This window comes from Microbacterium sp. Leaf161 (assembly GCF_001423645.1).
Classification (GTDB): domain Bacteria; phylum Actinomycetota; class Actinomycetes; order Actinomycetales; family Microbacteriaceae; genus Microbacterium; species Microbacterium forte.
This window is the reverse complement of record NZ_LMOW01000001.1, coordinates 2,264,854-2,280,851: the sequence shown is the minus strand read 5'-3', so window position 1 is coordinate 2,280,851 and position 15,998 is coordinate 2,264,854. Positions and strand designations below refer to the sequence as shown.

At 68.8% G+C, this 15,998-nt stretch carries 14 protein-coding genes; 4 read left to right on the top strand and 10 right to left on the bottom strand.

What is annotated here, in order from left to right:
* Positions 1–109 precede the first annotated feature (109 nt).
* The 5 genes from ASF87_RS10900 to ASF87_RS10880 form a co-directional block, all read right to left on the bottom strand.
* A complete protein-coding gene (locus ASF87_RS10900) occupies positions 110–607 on the bottom strand; it encodes a methylated-DNA--[protein]-cysteine S-methyltransferase (protein WP_056375850.1) in 498 nt (165 codons plus the stop codon).
* On the bottom strand, positions 604–2,103 hold the full coding sequence (locus ASF87_RS10895) for a DNA-3-methyladenine glycosylase 2 family protein (protein ID WP_056375849.1): 1,500 nt from the start codon (positions 2,101–2,103) through the stop codon (positions 604–606). Before ASF87_RS10895 ends, ASF87_RS10900 begins: the two co-directional genes overlap by 4 nt.
* A 153-nt stretch (positions 2,104–2,256) precedes the next feature.
* On the bottom strand, positions 2,257–3,864 hold the full coding sequence (purH, locus tag ASF87_RS10890; RefSeq protein ID WP_042539287.1) for a bifunctional phosphoribosylaminoimidazolecarboxamide formyltransferase/IMP cyclohydrolase: 1,608 nt from the start codon (positions 3,862–3,864) through the stop codon (positions 2,257–2,259).
* Between the two features lie 40 nt (positions 3,865–3,904).
* Entirely contained in the window at positions 3,905–4,492 is a 588-nt protein-coding gene (gene purN / locus ASF87_RS10885; protein ID WP_056375848.1) for a phosphoribosylglycinamide formyltransferase, read from the bottom strand.
* 44 nt (positions 4,493–4,536) lie between these two features.
* A complete protein-coding gene (locus tag ASF87_RS10880; protein ID WP_056375847.1) occupies positions 4,537–5,922 on the bottom strand; it encodes a cell division protein PerM in 1,386 nt (461 codons plus the stop codon).
* A gap of 91 nt (positions 5,923–6,013) precedes the next feature.
* Between ASF87_RS10880 and ASF87_RS10875 the strand changes: the two genes are divergently transcribed.
* Positions 6,014–7,471: an NCS2 family permease gene (locus ASF87_RS10875; protein WP_056375846.1), complete on the top strand. Its 1,458-nt coding sequence runs from the start codon at positions 6,014–6,016 to the stop codon at positions 7,469–7,471.
* 120 nt (positions 7,472–7,591) lie between these two features.
* Positions 7,592–8,521, top strand: a complete 930-nt coding sequence (locus tag ASF87_RS10870; RefSeq protein ID WP_056375845.1) for a homocysteine S-methyltransferase family protein — start codon at positions 7,592–7,594, stop codon at positions 8,519–8,521.
* A 48-nt stretch (positions 8,522–8,569) separates the two neighbouring features.
* Here the strand turns inward: ASF87_RS10870 and sucD are convergent, their stop codons facing one another.
* From sucD to ASF87_RS10845, 5 genes are all read right to left on the bottom strand, one after another.
* Positions 8,570–9,472, bottom strand: a complete 903-nt coding sequence (gene sucD / locus ASF87_RS10865) for a succinate--CoA ligase subunit alpha (protein ID WP_042539277.1) — start codon at positions 9,470–9,472, stop codon at positions 8,570–8,572.
* A 27-nt stretch (positions 9,473–9,499) separates the two neighbouring features.
* Positions 9,500–10,666 (bottom strand): ADP-forming succinate--CoA ligase subunit beta, encoded by a 1,167-nt coding sequence (sucC, locus tag ASF87_RS10860; RefSeq protein WP_056375844.1) that lies wholly within the window; start codon positions 10,664–10,666, stop codon positions 9,500–9,502.
* A 140-nt stretch (positions 10,667–10,806) separates the two neighbouring features.
* Entirely contained in the window at positions 10,807–12,222 is a 1,416-nt protein-coding gene (locus ASF87_RS18045; protein WP_157550057.1) for a hypothetical protein, read from the bottom strand.
* Entirely contained in the window at positions 12,215–13,399 is a 1,185-nt protein-coding gene (locus ASF87_RS10850; protein WP_235558954.1) for a S8 family peptidase, read from the bottom strand. Before ASF87_RS10850 ends, ASF87_RS18045 begins: the two co-directional genes overlap by 8 nt.
* 29 nt (positions 13,400–13,428) lie before the next feature.
* The gene (locus ASF87_RS10845) at positions 13,429–13,851 is read right to left on the bottom strand and encodes a hypothetical protein (protein ID WP_056375841.1); all 423 of its coding nucleotides are present in this window, start codon (positions 13,849–13,851) and stop codon (positions 13,429–13,431) included.
* A gap of 147 nt (positions 13,852–13,998) precedes the next feature.
* Between ASF87_RS10845 and ASF87_RS10840 the strand changes: the two genes are divergently transcribed.
* A complete protein-coding gene (locus ASF87_RS10840) occupies positions 13,999–14,661 on the top strand; it encodes a TetR/AcrR family transcriptional regulator (protein WP_056375840.1) in 663 nt (220 codons plus the stop codon).
* Between the two features lie 78 nt (positions 14,662–14,739).
* Positions 14,740–15,975 (top strand): acyl-CoA dehydrogenase family protein, encoded by a 1,236-nt coding sequence (locus tag ASF87_RS10835; RefSeq protein WP_056375839.1) that lies wholly within the window; start codon positions 14,740–14,742, stop codon positions 15,973–15,975.
* Positions 15,976–15,998 lie beyond the last annotated feature (23 nt).

Here is a 15,998-nt window from a genome sequence, read left to right as displayed (position 1 = left end):
AGAGATTCCCGATTCCTCGACGTCGTCTTCCTCTGGCGACATCGCATGCCGGGATGCCCGTCTCGGTGACGGGCGATAGCGCTTCAGCGCCGGCCGACGATTCTGCGACTCACCCCCGCGCGGCTTCCCTCTCCAACAGACTCGCCTTGACGTCGAGGCCCCACGCGAACCCGCCGAGCGTGCCGTCGGAGCGCAGCACGCGATGGCACGGGACGAACAGCGCCGGAGCGTTGCGCGCGCAGATCGAGGCAGCGGCCCGCACCGCCCGAGGGTTGCCGAGCCGCGCCGCGAACGAGGTGTAGGTCAGCGGCTCCCCCGGCTCGATCTCACGCAGCGCCGACCATCCGGCCAGCTGCAGCGTCGTGCCCGTCTGCTTCACCGCGACCGCGTCGATCGCCGAGAGGTCTCCGGCGTAGAACGCGAGCGCCGCGGCTGCCGCATCCGTGTCGCGCTCGCGCACCTGAGTCGGTCGCCCCTGGGCCGAGAGGCGGGCGACGATCGTCGCCTGATCGGCAGTCCACCCCGAGGAAAGCACTCGCTGATGCTCGTCGGCGAGGATGGTGAACGGCCCGTCCGGGGTCTCGATGGTCTGGATGATGGCGTTCATGGGGTCTCCTTCACAAGGGTGGTGGTCTGGGACGCGCGCGTCCGTCGCACAGGGCGGGCCGGTGCTGCGCGCCAGAGATGTGCGCTGAGATAGCTGCGCCACGGGGCGGTGCGCTCCGCCCACGCGACGAGCGGCCGCGGATCGCCCGGAAGCCCGGACGCGGCGGCCCCTGCGCGCAGTGCGACATCGCCGGGGAGAAGCACGTCGGGGTCGCCGAGTACGCGCATCCGCACGTAGTCGGCCGTCCAGGGACCGATGCCCGGCATCGCGAGCAGGGCGGCTCGCTGCTCGACGCCGTCGTCTCCGACCGTGAGCGGGAGCGAGCCGTCGGCGAGAGCTGCCGCAGCACCGACGATCGCCCTGATACGAGCCCCCGGCCCGCGCAGCACCTCGGCCCCTCGCTCGGCGATCGCCGACATCGTGGGGAACAGAAGCCCCTGCTCCGTACGCTCCCCCAGCGCCTCGGTCAGGGCCGTCAGGGCAGTGCGAGCGGCGACGACCGTGATCTGCTGACCGATCATCGCGCGGATCAGCATCTCATGCGGATCCGCCGAACCGGGCACACGGATGCCGGGAGTGCGCGCGACGAGCGGAGCGAGCTCCCGATGCGCGCTCAGCGCCTGGTCGACGGCGAGCGGGTCGGCGTCGAGATCGAAGATCCGTCGCACGGTCGACACCAGCGGAGCGAGGTCGCCGAGCTGCGCGACGCGAGCACGCAGGTGCAGTCGCTCCGTCGCATCCTGCCTCACCTCGAACCACGCGGGCCCGCCCGCCATGCGCAGATGACGCGAGAACGACGTGGCCGTGGCCTCTTCGACCCCCGACACCGCACGGGCCGCCATCCAGTGGAAGACGCCGGCCGCATCGAGAGGACCGCGATACGGGAGCACGAGGTCGATCGCGCCGGGAGCAGCCGACGCCGGCATCTTCCGACGGGCCCTGAGCTCGCCCGGCGTCAGGCCGAACACCTCGCGGATCGTGTCGTTGCACTGCCGGATGCTCGCGAAGCCCGCGGAGAACGCGACGTCGGAGATCTGCATGTCCGTGCCGACGAGCAGCATCCGCGCCGTGTGCGCCCGATGCGCCCGCGCGAGGGCGAGAGGACCCGCACCGAGCTCGGTCGAGAGCAGCCGCGTGAGGTGCCGCGTCGAGTATCCGAGACGCACGGCGAGCCCGGAGACCCCCTCGCGCTCGACCACGCCCGAGGCGATGAGACGCATCGCCCGAGCAGCGACGTCGCTGCGCAGATCCCACGCGGGTGAGCCGGGGGCCGCCTCAGGGAGGCATCGTTTGCACGCCCGGAAGCCCGCCTCGTGAGCCGCCGCGCTGGTCGGGTAGAAGGTGACGTTCTGCGGCTTGGGTGTGCGCGCAGGGCAGCTCGGCCGGCAGTAGATGCCGGTGGAGCTCACGGCGGTCACGAACTGACCATCGAAGCGCGTGTCTCTTGCGCTGATCGCGCGATATCGCTCGTCGAAGTCGGTCACCGGGAAGCTCATGGCTCCACTCTGTCACGCTCCTCCGACACCGACTGGCGGAAATCGGACATCACTGTGGACATCGGTCTCACCCCCTGCAGACAGCGCGAGACCCCTCGCGCCGACGTCGACGCGAGGGGTCTCGGAGGTACTGCGACCCTGGGGCCGGACTCCTCAGTGGAAGAAGTGACGCTCTCCGGTGAAGAACATCGTGACTCCGGCCTTGCGTGCGGCGTCGACGACCTCTTCGTCGCGCACCGAGCCGCCGGGCTGGACGATCGCCGTGACGCCCGCGTCGATGAGCACCTGCGCGCCATCGGCGAAGGGGAAGAACGCATCGGATGCGGCGACCGAGCCCGCTGCCCGGTCACCGGCACGCTCGACGGCGAGCCGGCACGAGTCGACACGATTGACCTGGCCCATGCCGACGCCGACCGTGGCGTTGTCCTTCGCGAGGACGATGGCGTTCGACTTCACGGCGCGGCACGCCTTCCACGCGAAGATCAGGTTCTCCATCTCCTCGTCGCTGGGGCGCTCGCCCGAGACGAGCTCCCAGTTCTTCGCGACCGACACGATGTCGTCGGGGAAGCGGTCGGCGTCCTGCAGCAGAAGCCCTCCCGAGACCAGGCGCACGTCCATGCGCTCCTGCTGCCAGTCCTGCGGAAGCTGCAGCAGACGCAGGTTCTTCTTCGCCTTGAACACCTCGAGCGCTGCGGGCTCGAACGACGGAGCGACGATGACCTCGGTGAAGATGTCCTTGAGGTTCTCGGCCATCTTGAGCGTCACGGTGCCGTTCGCGGCGATCACACCGCCGTACGCCGACACGGGGTCGCACTCATGCGCACGGATGTGCGCGCTCGCGATCGGGTCGAGGGCGTTGGGCGCGGTGGTCGCGATGCCGCACGGGTTCGCGTGCTTGATGATCGCGACGGCCGGCTTCACCATGTCGTACGCGGCGCGCAGCGCGGCATCCGCATCGACGTAGTTGTTGTACGACATCTCCTTGCCCTGCAGCTGCGTCGCCTGCGCGATGCCGTGGCCACCGACGCGCGTGTAGATCGCGCCGCGCTGGTGCGAGTTCTCGCCGTAGCGCAGGGTGTTGAGAAGCTCGGCCTGGATCGTGAGGTGGGTGGGCAGGTCCTCGCCCTCACCGAGCGTGCCCTCGGCGAACCAGGAGGCGACAGCCGTGTCGTACGCGGCGGTGTGCGCGAAGGCGCGGGCCGCGAGCTCGCGGCGCTGCGTCAGCGTGGTGCCGCCGTTCTCGATGGCGCTGATGATGCCGGGGTACGACTGCGGCGAGACGACGATCGCGACGTTCGCGTGGTTCTTGGCCGCGGCGCGGACCATGGCAGGCCCGCCGATGTCGATCTGCTCGACGACGTCGTCGCCCTCGGCGCCCGAGGCGACAGTCTCGACGAAGGGGTAGAGGTTCACGACGACGAGCTCGAACGGCGCGATGTCGAGGTCGGCGAGCTGACGCTCGTGATCCTCGAGGCGGAGGTCGGCGAGCAGGCCGCCGTGGATCTTGGGGTGCAGCGTCTTCACGCGCCCGTCGAGCATCTCGGCGACGCCGGTGACGGCGGCGACATCGGTCACCTCGAATCCGGCCTCGCGGATGGTGGAGGCGGTCGAGCCGGTCGAGACGATCTGCACACCGGCATCGGCGAGCGCCGCCGCGAGCACGAGCAGATCGGTCTTGTCGCTCACCGAGACGAGCGCCCGGCGCACCGGGACGGTGTCGCGGTCGCGGTACAGCGAATGATCGTGGCGGGGTCCGGCCATGAGGGGCTCCTTCGTGCGAGGGGGGCGTGCGTGGATCGGGTCAGGATGCGGAGGTCAGCGAGAGCTCGCCGGTCGCGATGCGGCGCACCACGTCGATGAGCAGTCGGCGTTCGACGGGCTTGATGCGCTCGTGCAGGCTGTGCTCGGTGTCGCCTGCGATGATCGGCACCCGCTCCTGGGCGAGGATCGGCCCGGTGTCGACGCCGTCGTCGACGACGATCACGCTCGCGCCGGTCTCCGAGACGCCCGCGGCGAGCGCATCGCGCACTCCGTGTGCACCGGGGAACTCAGGCAGGTAGGCGGGATGCGTGTTGATGAGCCGCGGCGCGAGGTCCGCGACGAGCGCAGCGGGAAGCAGGCGCATCAGGCCACTGAGCACGACGAGGTCTGCATTCCAGACCGCGAGCTGTCGGCCGAGTTCTTCACCCCACGCCTCACGAGACTCGTGCTCGTGCCAGGGAACCGTGAAGCTCGGGATGCCGAACTCCTCGGCGTGGGCGAGGCCATCGGCTTCGCGGTCGGCGCCGACGACCACCACCCGCGCAGGAAAATCGGGGTGGCGAGCAGCCTCGAGGAGGGCGCGAAGGTTCGAGCCGGTGCCCGAGATGAGAACGGCGACCGTGAGCACGCGCCCAGTCTATCGGGGCCGGCGCCGGGGCCCGACCCCGCGTGTCAGCCGACGGGGTCCCCGGGGTCGCGCTGGGGCAGCCGGAATCCCGCCGCGCCATCCAGCGGCGCGGTGTCGTAGTCCGACGCTGCATCGGGCCAGCGAACTATCCCCTCGCCGGGCTCACTCGAGGCGGAATCGGATGCCGTCATCTCGGCGACCCACCGGTCGGTGCGCTCCTCCGCGAGCTCATCCCGGTTCCGAGGCGACAGGAGCAGGATCGCCGCACCGAGCAGGACCTCGCCGCCCAGAGCGAGGGCGAAGGGCAGCGCCGCCGGTCCGGCTTCGGCGAGCCGCCCCGGTCCCATCGATCCTCCTGCGAGCAGGGCGGCGACCCCGGCGACCGCGGCGGTCAGCACACCGATGCCCGCGGCGATCACTGCACGAGGAGCCATTCCGAGAGGCGTTCCCTCCCACACGAGTCGCGAGCGGACGGCCCATCCTGCGAAGGCTCCCGCTCCGATCGGGAGGATGATCACGATGAGCATCCAGATCGACGTGCTCTCGGGAAGAAGACCGAGCACGGGGATGCCCGGGACCACTCCGAGCTGGGTCCCCGCGGGAGACACCGCAGTGCCGACGCCCACCGCGAATCCGGGGCCGGCGAGCCAGGAGGCCGCCCAGACGATGATCGTCGGCAGATAGGCGAGGTGCCCGAGCGTGATGACTCCGGCGCCGAGCGCGTCGACGCGAGCTGCCTGGAACAACGCGACCATCTCCCCGCCCCGCGCCGCGACGAGAACAGCCACCGCCACGGCCGAGACAGCGGTGACCCCCACCACGGCGAAGGCCGCCCCGCGGACCGCTGCGCTCGGCACCGGCCCCCAGTCTCCCCAGGAGTCGACGACGTCGTGGATGCGGTCGAGGACGCCGCCGTCGCCGTCTTCCCAGGCGATGCGCACGGCCCCGCACGCGGCGCCCACGAGATAGACCACGGTCGGAAGCAGGATGCCCTCTGCGACGGGCGTCTCGACCGCGGCGAGATGCGAGGTCAGCGCGACTCCGGTCGCGATCGCCGCGAACGCGAGGGAACCGGAGAGCGTGCCGAGCAGCCATGCCCCCGCGCGGGCGGCACGGGCGCCGGAGCGAGCCGCGAACAGCAGAGTGAAGACGAGGAACGCGAGCGGAGTCACCGAGAGCGTGAAAGCGGCAGCGTCGGGCGCGATGCCCGTGGTGCGCAGCACCTCGGTCGAGACGTCGATGCTCAGCGGCACGCCGTGGCCGAACTGCCACAGTGACCCGGTGAGCGGCCAGAGGGCTCCCCAGTCGGCTGTCACCCCGAACGAGAGCGTCCACAGCAGGGTGAGCGGCGCCAGCAGAACCACGAGACCGACCGCCGCAGCGATAGCGGCATCGAAGGCGGCGAGGAGCGCGACGAGGAGGCGTTGCATATCGAATCGAGACTACGACGAGAACCCTGTCGTCGCCTGGGGGCGCGCGCGACTCGCGCGACACGATATCGTCTCCTGCGGAGGTTTCCCGATGACAACTGCCCCGTCCCCCACCCGCTCAACCGCCGAACCCACGAACGCCCTGGACCGCTTCTTCGAGATCAGCAAGCGCGGATCCACGATCGGCACCGAGATCCGAGGGGGTCTGGTGACCTTCGTCACGATGGCCTACATCGTGATCCTCAACCCGATCATCCTGTCCGGCTCGGCCGATGTCGCAGGCGACACCCTCGACTTCAGCGCCGTCGGCGCCGCGACCGCGCTGACCGCCGGCGTGATGACGATCCTGTTCGGCCTCATCACCCGCCTGCCCTTCGGCTTCGCTGCCGGTCTCGGCATCAACGCCTTCGTCGCATTCTCGGTCGTCGGCCAGGTCACCTGGCCCGAGGCCATGGCGCTCGTCATGATCAACGGTCTCGTGATCGTGCTCCTCGCTGCCACTGGCCTTCGGAAGATGATCTTCGACGCTGTGCCGTTCCAGCTCAAGATCGCGATCACGGTCGGAATCGGCCTGTTCATCGCCTTCATCGGCTTCGTCAACTCGGGCTTCGTGACCGCCACCGGCAGCGCGTCCCCGCCGGTCGGTCTGGGAGTCGGCGGCTCCGTCGCGACCGTCCCGACCGTCCTCTTCATCGTCACGCTCATCGTCACCGGCATCCTGGTCGCCCGCAAGGTCAAGGGCGGGCTGCTCATCGGCCTCGTCTCGGGCACGGTGCTCGCGGTGATCGTCGAGGCGATCTGGCACCTCGGCGCCGCGGCAGACGGCAACGCCGGAGGCTGGGGCCTCACGGTCCCCACGCTCAGCGGCTCGCCGTTCGGCCTGCCCGACCTGAGCCTGGTCGGCGCGGTCGACTTCGGCTTCGACTTCAGCAAGGTCAGCCTCGTCGCGATCGTGATGATCGTCTTCACCCTGGTCTTTTCGAACTTCTTCGATGCCATGGGCACCATGACCGGTCTCGCCAAGGAAGCCGGTCTCGCGAACGAGAACGGGGACTTCCCCCGCATCAAGTCGGCGCTGGTCGTCGAAGGTGTCGGCGCGATCGTCGGTGGTGGCACGTCGTCGTCGTCGAGCACCGTGTTCATCGAGTCCGGAGCGGGCATCGGAGAGGGTGCGCGCACCGGCTTCGCGAACCTGATCACCGGTGGCATGTTCCTGCTGGCGATGTTCCTCACACCGCTCACGTCGATCGTGCCGACCGAGATCGCCGCCGCAGCGCTGGTGATCGTCGGAGCCATGATGATGGCCCAGATCAAGTACATCGATCTGACCGAGTTCAGCGTGCTGCTCCCGGTGTTCCTGACGGTCACGGTGATGCCGTTGACCTACTCGATCGCCAACGGCATCGGCGCGGGCTTCGTCAGCTGGGTCCTCGTGCAGGCGCTCTCCGGAAAGGCCAGGAAGATCAGCCCACTGCTCTGGGTGGTCGCCGCCGGTTTCGTCGTGTTCTTCGCCCGCGGACCCATCGAGGCACTGTTCGGCGTCGCCTGAGCGACTCAGGAACAACGAGGGGCGGATGCTGCGGCATCCGCCCCTCTGTCGTGTGCAGGCCCCGTGGCGCCACCCTGTGCGCAGTGCTACAACGGAAGGACCCGAGGAGAGCAGGCACCGATGTCCGCACCCGTCGTACCGGTCCGTCACGTCACAGACGGCGGCCTGGAGACTGATCTGATCTTCCATCACGGCGTCGATCTGCCGGACTTCGCCGCCTTCGTACTCCTCGACGATGATGACGGCCGCCGGCTCCTGGGCGAGTACTACCGCGGCTACGTCGAGATCGCCCGAGCACACGGCGCCCCGCTGCGGCTCGAGACCCCCACCTGGCGTGCGAGCTCGGACTGGGGCGCCCGACTCGGATACGACGCCGACGCCATGCATCGGGTCAACGTCGATGCGGTGCGGCTGCTGCAGCAGATCGCTGCCGAGTCCGGCCTGCCTGAGGTGCAGATCGTCGGCATGCTCGGCCCCCGAGGAGACGGCTACCGACCGGGGGCGTGGGATCCCGTGACCGGACCGGATGACGCCTATCGCTATCACCGCGACCAGGTGCGGGCCCTCGTCGAGGCGGGGGCAGACGTGATCGCCGCGTACACGCTCAACGACGCGGCGGAGGCGCAGGGCATCGTCCACGCCGCCCGCGAGGCAGGCATCGCCGTCGAGATCTCGTTCACCGTCGAGACCGACGGACTGCTCGCGTCAGGCCGCACACTCGCGGAGACGATCGCCGAGGTGGAGGCGTCGGATCCGCCCGACGGTTACGCCCTCAACTGCGCGCACCCGGATCACTTCGAGCGCGCTCTGGATGCCGACACCGCGCCACGTATCGTCGGCATCCGCCCCAACGCCTCACGCCTCTCGCACGCCGAGCTCGACGAGTCGGAGATCCTCGACGACGGCGACCCCGTCGAACTGGCCGACCGCATGGCTCAGCTCCTCGAGCGGATGCCGTCGGTGCGCGTCATCGGAGGATGCTGCGGCACCGATTCACGGCACGTCGCGGCGATCTGGGAGCGGCTCGGCAGAGACCCCGTCCGGGCATAGAAGAAGGCCCCGGAGTGGAGTCCAGGGCCTTCTCCTCGATTATAGCTCTTAGAGCGACTCGACGATCTCACGCATGAGAGCGGCGGTCTCGGACGGCGTCTTGCCGACCTTGACCCCGGCGGCCTCGAGGGCCTCCTTCTTCGCCTGAGCGGTGCCTGCCGAGCCCGAGACGATGGCGCCTGCGTGGCCCATGGTCTTGCCCTCGGGGGCCGTGAAGCCCGCGACGTAGCCGACGACGGGCTTGGTGACGTGCGCCTTGATGTACTCGGCCGCACGCTCTTCCGCGTCGCCGCCGATCTCGCCGATCATCACGATCGCCTTGGTCTCGGGGTCTGCTTCGAACGCGGCCAGCGCGTCGATGTGCGTCGTGCCGATGACCGGGTCGCCGCCGATGCCGATGGCGGTCGAGAAGCCCAGATCGCGCAGCTCGAACATCATCTGGTAGGTCAGGGTGCCCGACTTCGACACGAGGCCGATCGGGCCCTTGCCGGTGATGTTCGCGGGCGTGATGCCGACGAGCGCCTCACCGGGGGTGATGATGCCGGGGCAGTTCGGGCCGATGATGCGGGTCGTGTTGCCCTTGCTCTGCGCGTAGGCCCAGGCCTCGGCCGAGTCTCCGACGGGGACGCCCTCGGTGATCACGACGAGCAGCGGGATCTCGGCGTCGATGGCCTCGATCATCGCGTCCTTCGTGAAGGCACCGGGGACGAAGGCGATCGACACGTCGGCGCCGGTCTCCTTCATCGCCTCGGCCACGGAGGCGAAGACGGGGAGCTCGACGGCGTTGCCGTCCTTGTCGGTGTGCGAGACCGTGGTGCCGGCCTTGCGGGCGTTCACGCCACCGACGACCTGGGTGCCGGCCTTCAGCATGAGCGCCGTGTGCTTGGTGCCCTCGCCGCCGGTGATGCCCTGGACGATGACCTTGGAATCCTTGTTGAGGTAGATCGACATTTCTTTAGTCCTTGTGTCTCTCTGCGATCAGGCGTTGGCGAGTTCGGCGGCCTTGTCGGCGCCCTCGTCCATGGTGCTGGCGAGCGTGACGAGCGGGTGCGCGTACTCGGCGAGGATCGCGCGACCCTCGTCGACGCGGTTGCCGTCGAGGCGCACGACGAGCGGCTTGGAGGCTGCGCTGCCGAGGGTCTCGAGAGCGCCCTTGATGCCGTTGGCGACGGCGTCGCACGCCGTGATGCCACCGAAGACGTTCACGAACACGCTCTTGACCTGCGGGTCGCCGAGGATGACGTCGAGGCCTGCGGCCATGACCTCAGCCGAGGCGCCACCGCCGATGTCGAGGAAGTTTGCGGGCTTGACGCCGTTGTGGTTCTCACCGGCGTAGGCGACGACGTCGAGAGTCGACATGACGAGTCCTGCACCGTTGCCGATGATTCCGACCTCGCCGTCGAGCTTCACGTAGTTCAGACCGCTCTTCTTGGCCTTGGCCTCGAGCGGGTCGGCTGCGTCCTTGTCTTCGAGCGCTTCGTGCTCGGGGTGACGGATCTCGGAGGCGTTGTCATCGAGTGTGACCTTGCCGTCGAGAGCGATGATGTCGCCCTCTTCGGTGCGGACCAGCGGGTTGACCTCGACGAGAGTCGCGTCCTCGCCCTTGTAGACGTCGAAGAGCTTGACGAAGACATCGGACACCTTCTCGATGAGGTCTTCGGGGAAGTTGGCTGCACGGGCGATCTCGACGGCCTTCGCCTTGTCGATGCCGGTCAACGGGTTGACCTCGACGCGTGCGAGCGCCTCGGGGCGCTCGACCGCGAGCTCCTCGATCTCCATGCCGCCCTCGACCGAGCAGAGGCTCAGGTAGGAGCGGTTGGCACGGTCGAGCAGCACGGAGAAGTAGAACTCCTCGGCGATACGCGCACCCTGCGCGACCATGACGCGCTTGACGACGTGGCCCTTGATGTCGAGTCCGAGGATGGCCTTGGCCGCCTCGTATGCCTCTTCGGGTGTCTTCGCGACCTTGACGCCGCCGGCCTTGCCACGACCACCGGTCTTCACCTGGGCCTTGACGACGACGACTCCGCCGATCTTCTCAGCGGCTGCCTTCACCTCCTCAGGGGTGTCGGCGACGATGCCGGCGAGAACCGGCACTTCGTACTTTTCGAAAACGTCTCGTGCCTGGTACTCGTACAGATCCACTGTGGTTCCTTCACTGGGCTGCTGTCTGGTAATTCTCTCGATGTCGAGACATCGACCAGTCGCCCAGCCTACTACCTCGAACTGAACGCTCCCGGCGGCCAAGAGGCCGCCGGGAGCGCATACCGGTATGGAGATCGGGTTCAGCGGAGCGTGTCGCGACTGCCGGCCTGGGCCGAACGCGAGCGGGGCCCTGTCTCCTCTTCGTCTTCGAGCTTGGGGGCGATCGGGCCGCCGAGACCCGAGCGTTCGCGCCGCTTCTCGTCGTCGCCTGCTCCGCCCATCATGCCGGGGGCCATCGAACGACCACCCGCGCCGGCGGCCGAACCGCCGGCAGAACCTGATGCCGAACCAGATGCGGATCCCGCCGCCCCGATGCCTCCGGGGCCGGTCGCGCCACTCATGCCGAGCAGTCCACGTCCGGCAGTGGCCGCACCAGCACCGGCTCCTGCGCCGCTTCCACTCCCGCCGAAGAGGCTCGCGCCGCCCGTGCCGCCGAGAGACGCCGAGCGCGTGCCCAGGAGGGCCGCGGCTCCCGCACCACCCACGACCGCTGCGCCGAGCGTGCCCGAACCACCGGATCCGCCGGTGAGCAGACCTCCGCCGCCGCCGCCGCTGGCACCGCCACCGCCGGGGTACCCGGGCAGGGTGCCGCCGATCGGCGAGTCCACGCTGGGGTCACCTGCCCCGCCGCTTCCGGATCCACCTGGGTCGACGGTGCCCCAGCCGTCGTCGCCGCCGGTGCCGACGTCGCCCCCGCCGTTGCCACCTCCGGAGCCACCGTTGCCGAAGTCGGTGTCACCCACCGATCCGCCGTTGCCACCGCCGGAGCCGCCATTGCCGACGCCCGAGCCGCCGTCGCCTCCGGGCACCCACCCGCCGCCAGGCTGCGCCGTCCAGGTGCCGCCGCCGGTGCCGCCCTGCGGCGAGCCGCCACCTGCCGACGGCCCATTGCTGCCGACCGGGGGAACACGGGAGTCGATGCCGTCTACGTCGATCACGGGAAGGGGGACAGAGGAGGTGTTGACCGTCACCGTGCCGGGATCGTGGAAGTTCTGTCGCGCCTCTCCGGTGAGCGAGCCGCGGATGGCCTTGAGCTCCTCGATCGCCGCGGCCTCCCGTTCTGCGGCGAGCCGCGCCTCTTCACGCGCCACAGCCTCGCCGGTATCGAAGGCGCCCCATCCGTCGGTGATCCCGGCGAGATTGCGTTGGGCATCCGCGATGAATCCGTCCGCAGATGCTGACGGCAGGCGCCGCAGCGCAGCGGATGCGGCGCCCGCCGCACTGTCCGCGGCCCTGCGGAGGCCGGATCGCATGTCCGTCAATGCCGTCTCGATGGCGGTCGCGTTCTTCTCCATACGCTCCAGGAGAACCTGCGCCTCGCCCACCGAGTCGCCGGTCCAACCGGGGATCTCCCGCACGGCCTGGATCGCTCTCCGCAGCTCCGCCACCGCCTGCAGGCGGGACTCCATCTCGGGATCCGTGAACGAGCTCATCGATGACAGCGCCCGGAGCTCATCCTCGAACATCGTCGGTGTGCACACATTGGGGTCATACATCTGCGCGTCCTCCACTCTTCTTGCGGCCGATCAGTATTGCAGTCGCCGCGACGGCGATCACGATGACCACTCCGCCGCCCAGCATCCACGGAAGCACACCGGGACCCGAGCCGTCTTCGGCACTCGGCTCTCCGGTCGGCTCGGTGTCGGTCGTCGAAAACACCTCCTCGAACGAGGGCGACTGGTCGTCCTTGAAGAGAGGGTTCTCATCGGGATACTGCGTGGGATCCTCCTGCACGAGACGGGTCGCATTGATGATCCCGTGCCCGAAGGTGTCCGACCACTGCAGCTCATGCGGGGTTGAGCCTGTGTTGCGGATCATCGACTGCAGCAGCTGCGACCCGCTGGCATCCGGCCACTTCTGCTTCGCCAGTGCAAGAAGGCTCGCGACGATCGGAGTGGCTGCCGAGTTGCCGGACCACGCCGACATCCCCCACGTCTGATCGAAGCCGAGGCCTGCGACGTCGATACCCGGCGCGACGATGTCCACGTCCTCGTTGACCATTGCGGAACCGTCGAGCTGCGTCGCCGCCTGCGCCGACGCATCGACGGACGCGACGTTCACGACGCCGTTGACGGTGGTCGTCACGAACTCCCAGACGGTGTCGCGGTTCGGCAGTCCGGCTACGACGAGCACGCCCTCGCGCAGTGCGGCGGCGACGCTGTCGACGGAATCCTGCGAAAGCTCATCTGCGAGTCGATTCAACCCACCAGACATGGTGACGATGTCCGCGCCCTGGGCGACGGCATCGTCGAGGGCAGCAGGGAACGTGTCTCCCTCGCACGAGTCCTGCAGGATGCCGTAATAGAGGATCCGCACGCCGGGAGCGATCCCGACGGGACCCGCACCCGAGTCCGATGTGCCGTTTCCGACGATCAGCGACGTCACCGACGTCCCATGCTTCAGCCCCTCGAAGTCGTCGCGATTCCCCGAGAGCGGATCGGGACAGCCCTCGGCTTGCCTCACCTCGATGTCCGCACCCTCGAGCGTGGAGACCTCCGGGTCGAGGGCTGCGTCGAAAACGGCGACGGTCACGCCCTCACCGGTGATCCCCGCGTCATGGATCGCCTGGATCTTCATCGCGTCCAGATACCAGAGCGGTCCGTCGGCTGAGAAGTCCTGCGCGGCAGCCGCGCTCGGTGCCGTTGCCGTTGCCGTTGCGATCGCGAGTGCCATCGCCACGGCACCCCATCGACGAACACCCATCAGTATGTGACCGACTCGGTGCCGTCGTCCTCCGTCGTGCCCGAGGATGCCCCCGGATCCGATTCCGTCGGAGCAGAACCGGTGCTGGTCAGTTGAGCGGTCGGCGTGAGTGCCGGGTCGTCGACGACCTGCGCGATCTGAGCGAGAGACGCGGAGAGGTTCTGCTCTGACTCCTGCTTCTGGTCCACGACGGCCTTGAGCGCATCCCGGAAGGCCGCGGTGTTGACGCTGAGCTCGGCGATCATCCCTTCGAGGCCGGCGGCGTAATCGGACGCGGAATCGATGTAGGGCGCGGTCGTGTTGGTGCGCAGGCCGTCGATCTGCGTTCCGCGCGACCCCACTCCGGCCGCTTCGATGCTCTTGACCAGCGTATGGATGTTCTCGAGCATCTGCTCGAAGTCAGCACCGATCTGCGCTGCCATGATCTTCCCCTCCGTCAGGGACGCGAGCGCGCCCCACCCTCCGGCGACCCATGTTAGTCGACGCTATCGACAGTGCACAGAGCGCGTCGCCGCGATCGGCGTATTCCGGCGTCTGCACCGCGTGAAGCCGAGGTCTAGGCTCGTCCCATGCATGAATCCGCAGAACTGCGCACCGGCGTCGTGGCCGCTGCGCTCGAGCTGTTCGCCTCACAGGGGTTCGATCAGACCTCCGTCGAGCAGATCGCGAAGGCAGCAGGGGTCTCACGGTCGACGTTCTTCCGCCAGTTCGGCGGCAAGGAGGACGTCGTCTTCGCCGACCACGAGGTTCTGCTCGAGCAGCTGCGGACCTTCCTCTCCGAGGGGCATGACGACCCCTGGGGCGCAGTGTGCGCAGCATCCGAATCGGTCTTCGCCCACTTCGCGCACGACCCGGAGCTCGCGCGTCGGCGCTATCAGATCGTGCGTCAGGTGCCGGTGCTCCGTGAACGCGAGATCATCACGGTGTTCCGCTACGAGCGACTGTTCGACGACTACCTGCGCAGCTCGCTTCCCGGCATCGACCCTCTGGATGCCGTCGGATTCTCCGCCCTCGTCACCGCGGTGCACAACCATGTGCTCCGGCAGCTGCTGCGCGGCAAGAAGAAGGTGCCGCTCTCGACGTTGCAGACGGCGCTCGCCGACGTCCGCCGCCGTTACGGCGTGCCATCGGAGGCGGTCACCGAAGCGCCGGACGATGTCGTCGTCGCCGTGTTCCCCCGTTCGATGCCCATCGCCGAGGTCACCCGGCGCCTGCGCACGCAGCTCGACTGACCCCGCCTGACTCCCGTCGAGGGAGTCGTGGAACCGAGTATCGAGGAGTACGATACTTGGTGTCACGAAGGAGTCACCATGAGCACCACAGCCTCCCCTCTCCCCGGCGAGCGCGTCTCGTCGTACGACATCACCGGACGCCAGGACAGCGACTACTACGCCGTCTTCGCCGACATCCCCGACGCCGATCGCCAGGCCTGGGATCGCGCCAAGGCGTACATCGACGAGGTCGGACCGCAGATGGCGGAGGCCTGGGACCGCGCCGAGTACCCGCTCGACGCCGCTCGCCGCATGGGCGAGATGGACCTGGTCGTCGACGGCATCGAGCATCCTTCGCTCACCCGCCTCTCCCCGCTCGCCGCCGGGCTCGTGAACATGGAGATCTCCCGCGGCGACGGATCGCTCGGCACCGTGCTCGCGGTGCAGGGCGGGCTCGCGCTGCGCACTCTCGCACTCTTCGGCTCACCCGATCAGCAGCAGAAGTGGCTGACGGCCCTCGCCGACGGCTCGGTCTTCGGCTCCTTCGCGCTCACCGAGCCCGACCATGGGTCGGACTCCGTCTCGCTCGAGACCGTCGCACGCCGCGATGGCGACGAATGGGTCATCCGCGGTGCGAAGAAGTGGATCGGCAACGGCGCCTCGGGCGGCATCACGTTCGTGTGGGCCCGCGTCGATGACGAGACGGCGGCCGAGCACGGCGCCGTCCGGTGCTTCCTCGTCGAACAGGACACCCCCGGATACACCGGGACGCCGATCCGCGGCAAGGCATCGCTCCGAGCCATCCACCAGGCGCACATAGAGCTCGACGACGTGCGCGTGCCGCTCGACTCCGTGCTGCCGGGGACGAAGAGCTTCAAAGACGCGTCGGTCGTGCTCTACGCGACCCGTTCGGGCGTCGCCTGGTCGGCTCTCGGTCACGCGACCGCCTGCTACGAGGCCGCGCTCGCGTACTCGACCCAGCGCATCCAGTTCGGCAAGCCGCTGGCCAAGTTCCAGATGGTGCAGGAACGCCTCACCCACATGCTCGAGGATCTCACCGCGATGCAGCTCTACTGCCGTCGCCTCGCAGACCTCGAGACCGCCGGCGAGCTGCGGCCCACGCAGGCGTCACTGGCGAAGTTCCACAACACGCGCGCAGCACGGCGCGTGGCCGCCATCGCCCGCGATCTGCTCGGCGGCAACGGCATCCTGCTCGAGAACGGCGTGATGCAGCACATGGCCGACATCGAGGCGATCCACACCTACGAGGGCACCGAGAGCGTGCAGGCGCTGCTGCTCGGCCGTGACATCACCGGGATGAGCGCCTTCGCCTGACCCGGCGCGGTGCTCTCCTGTCG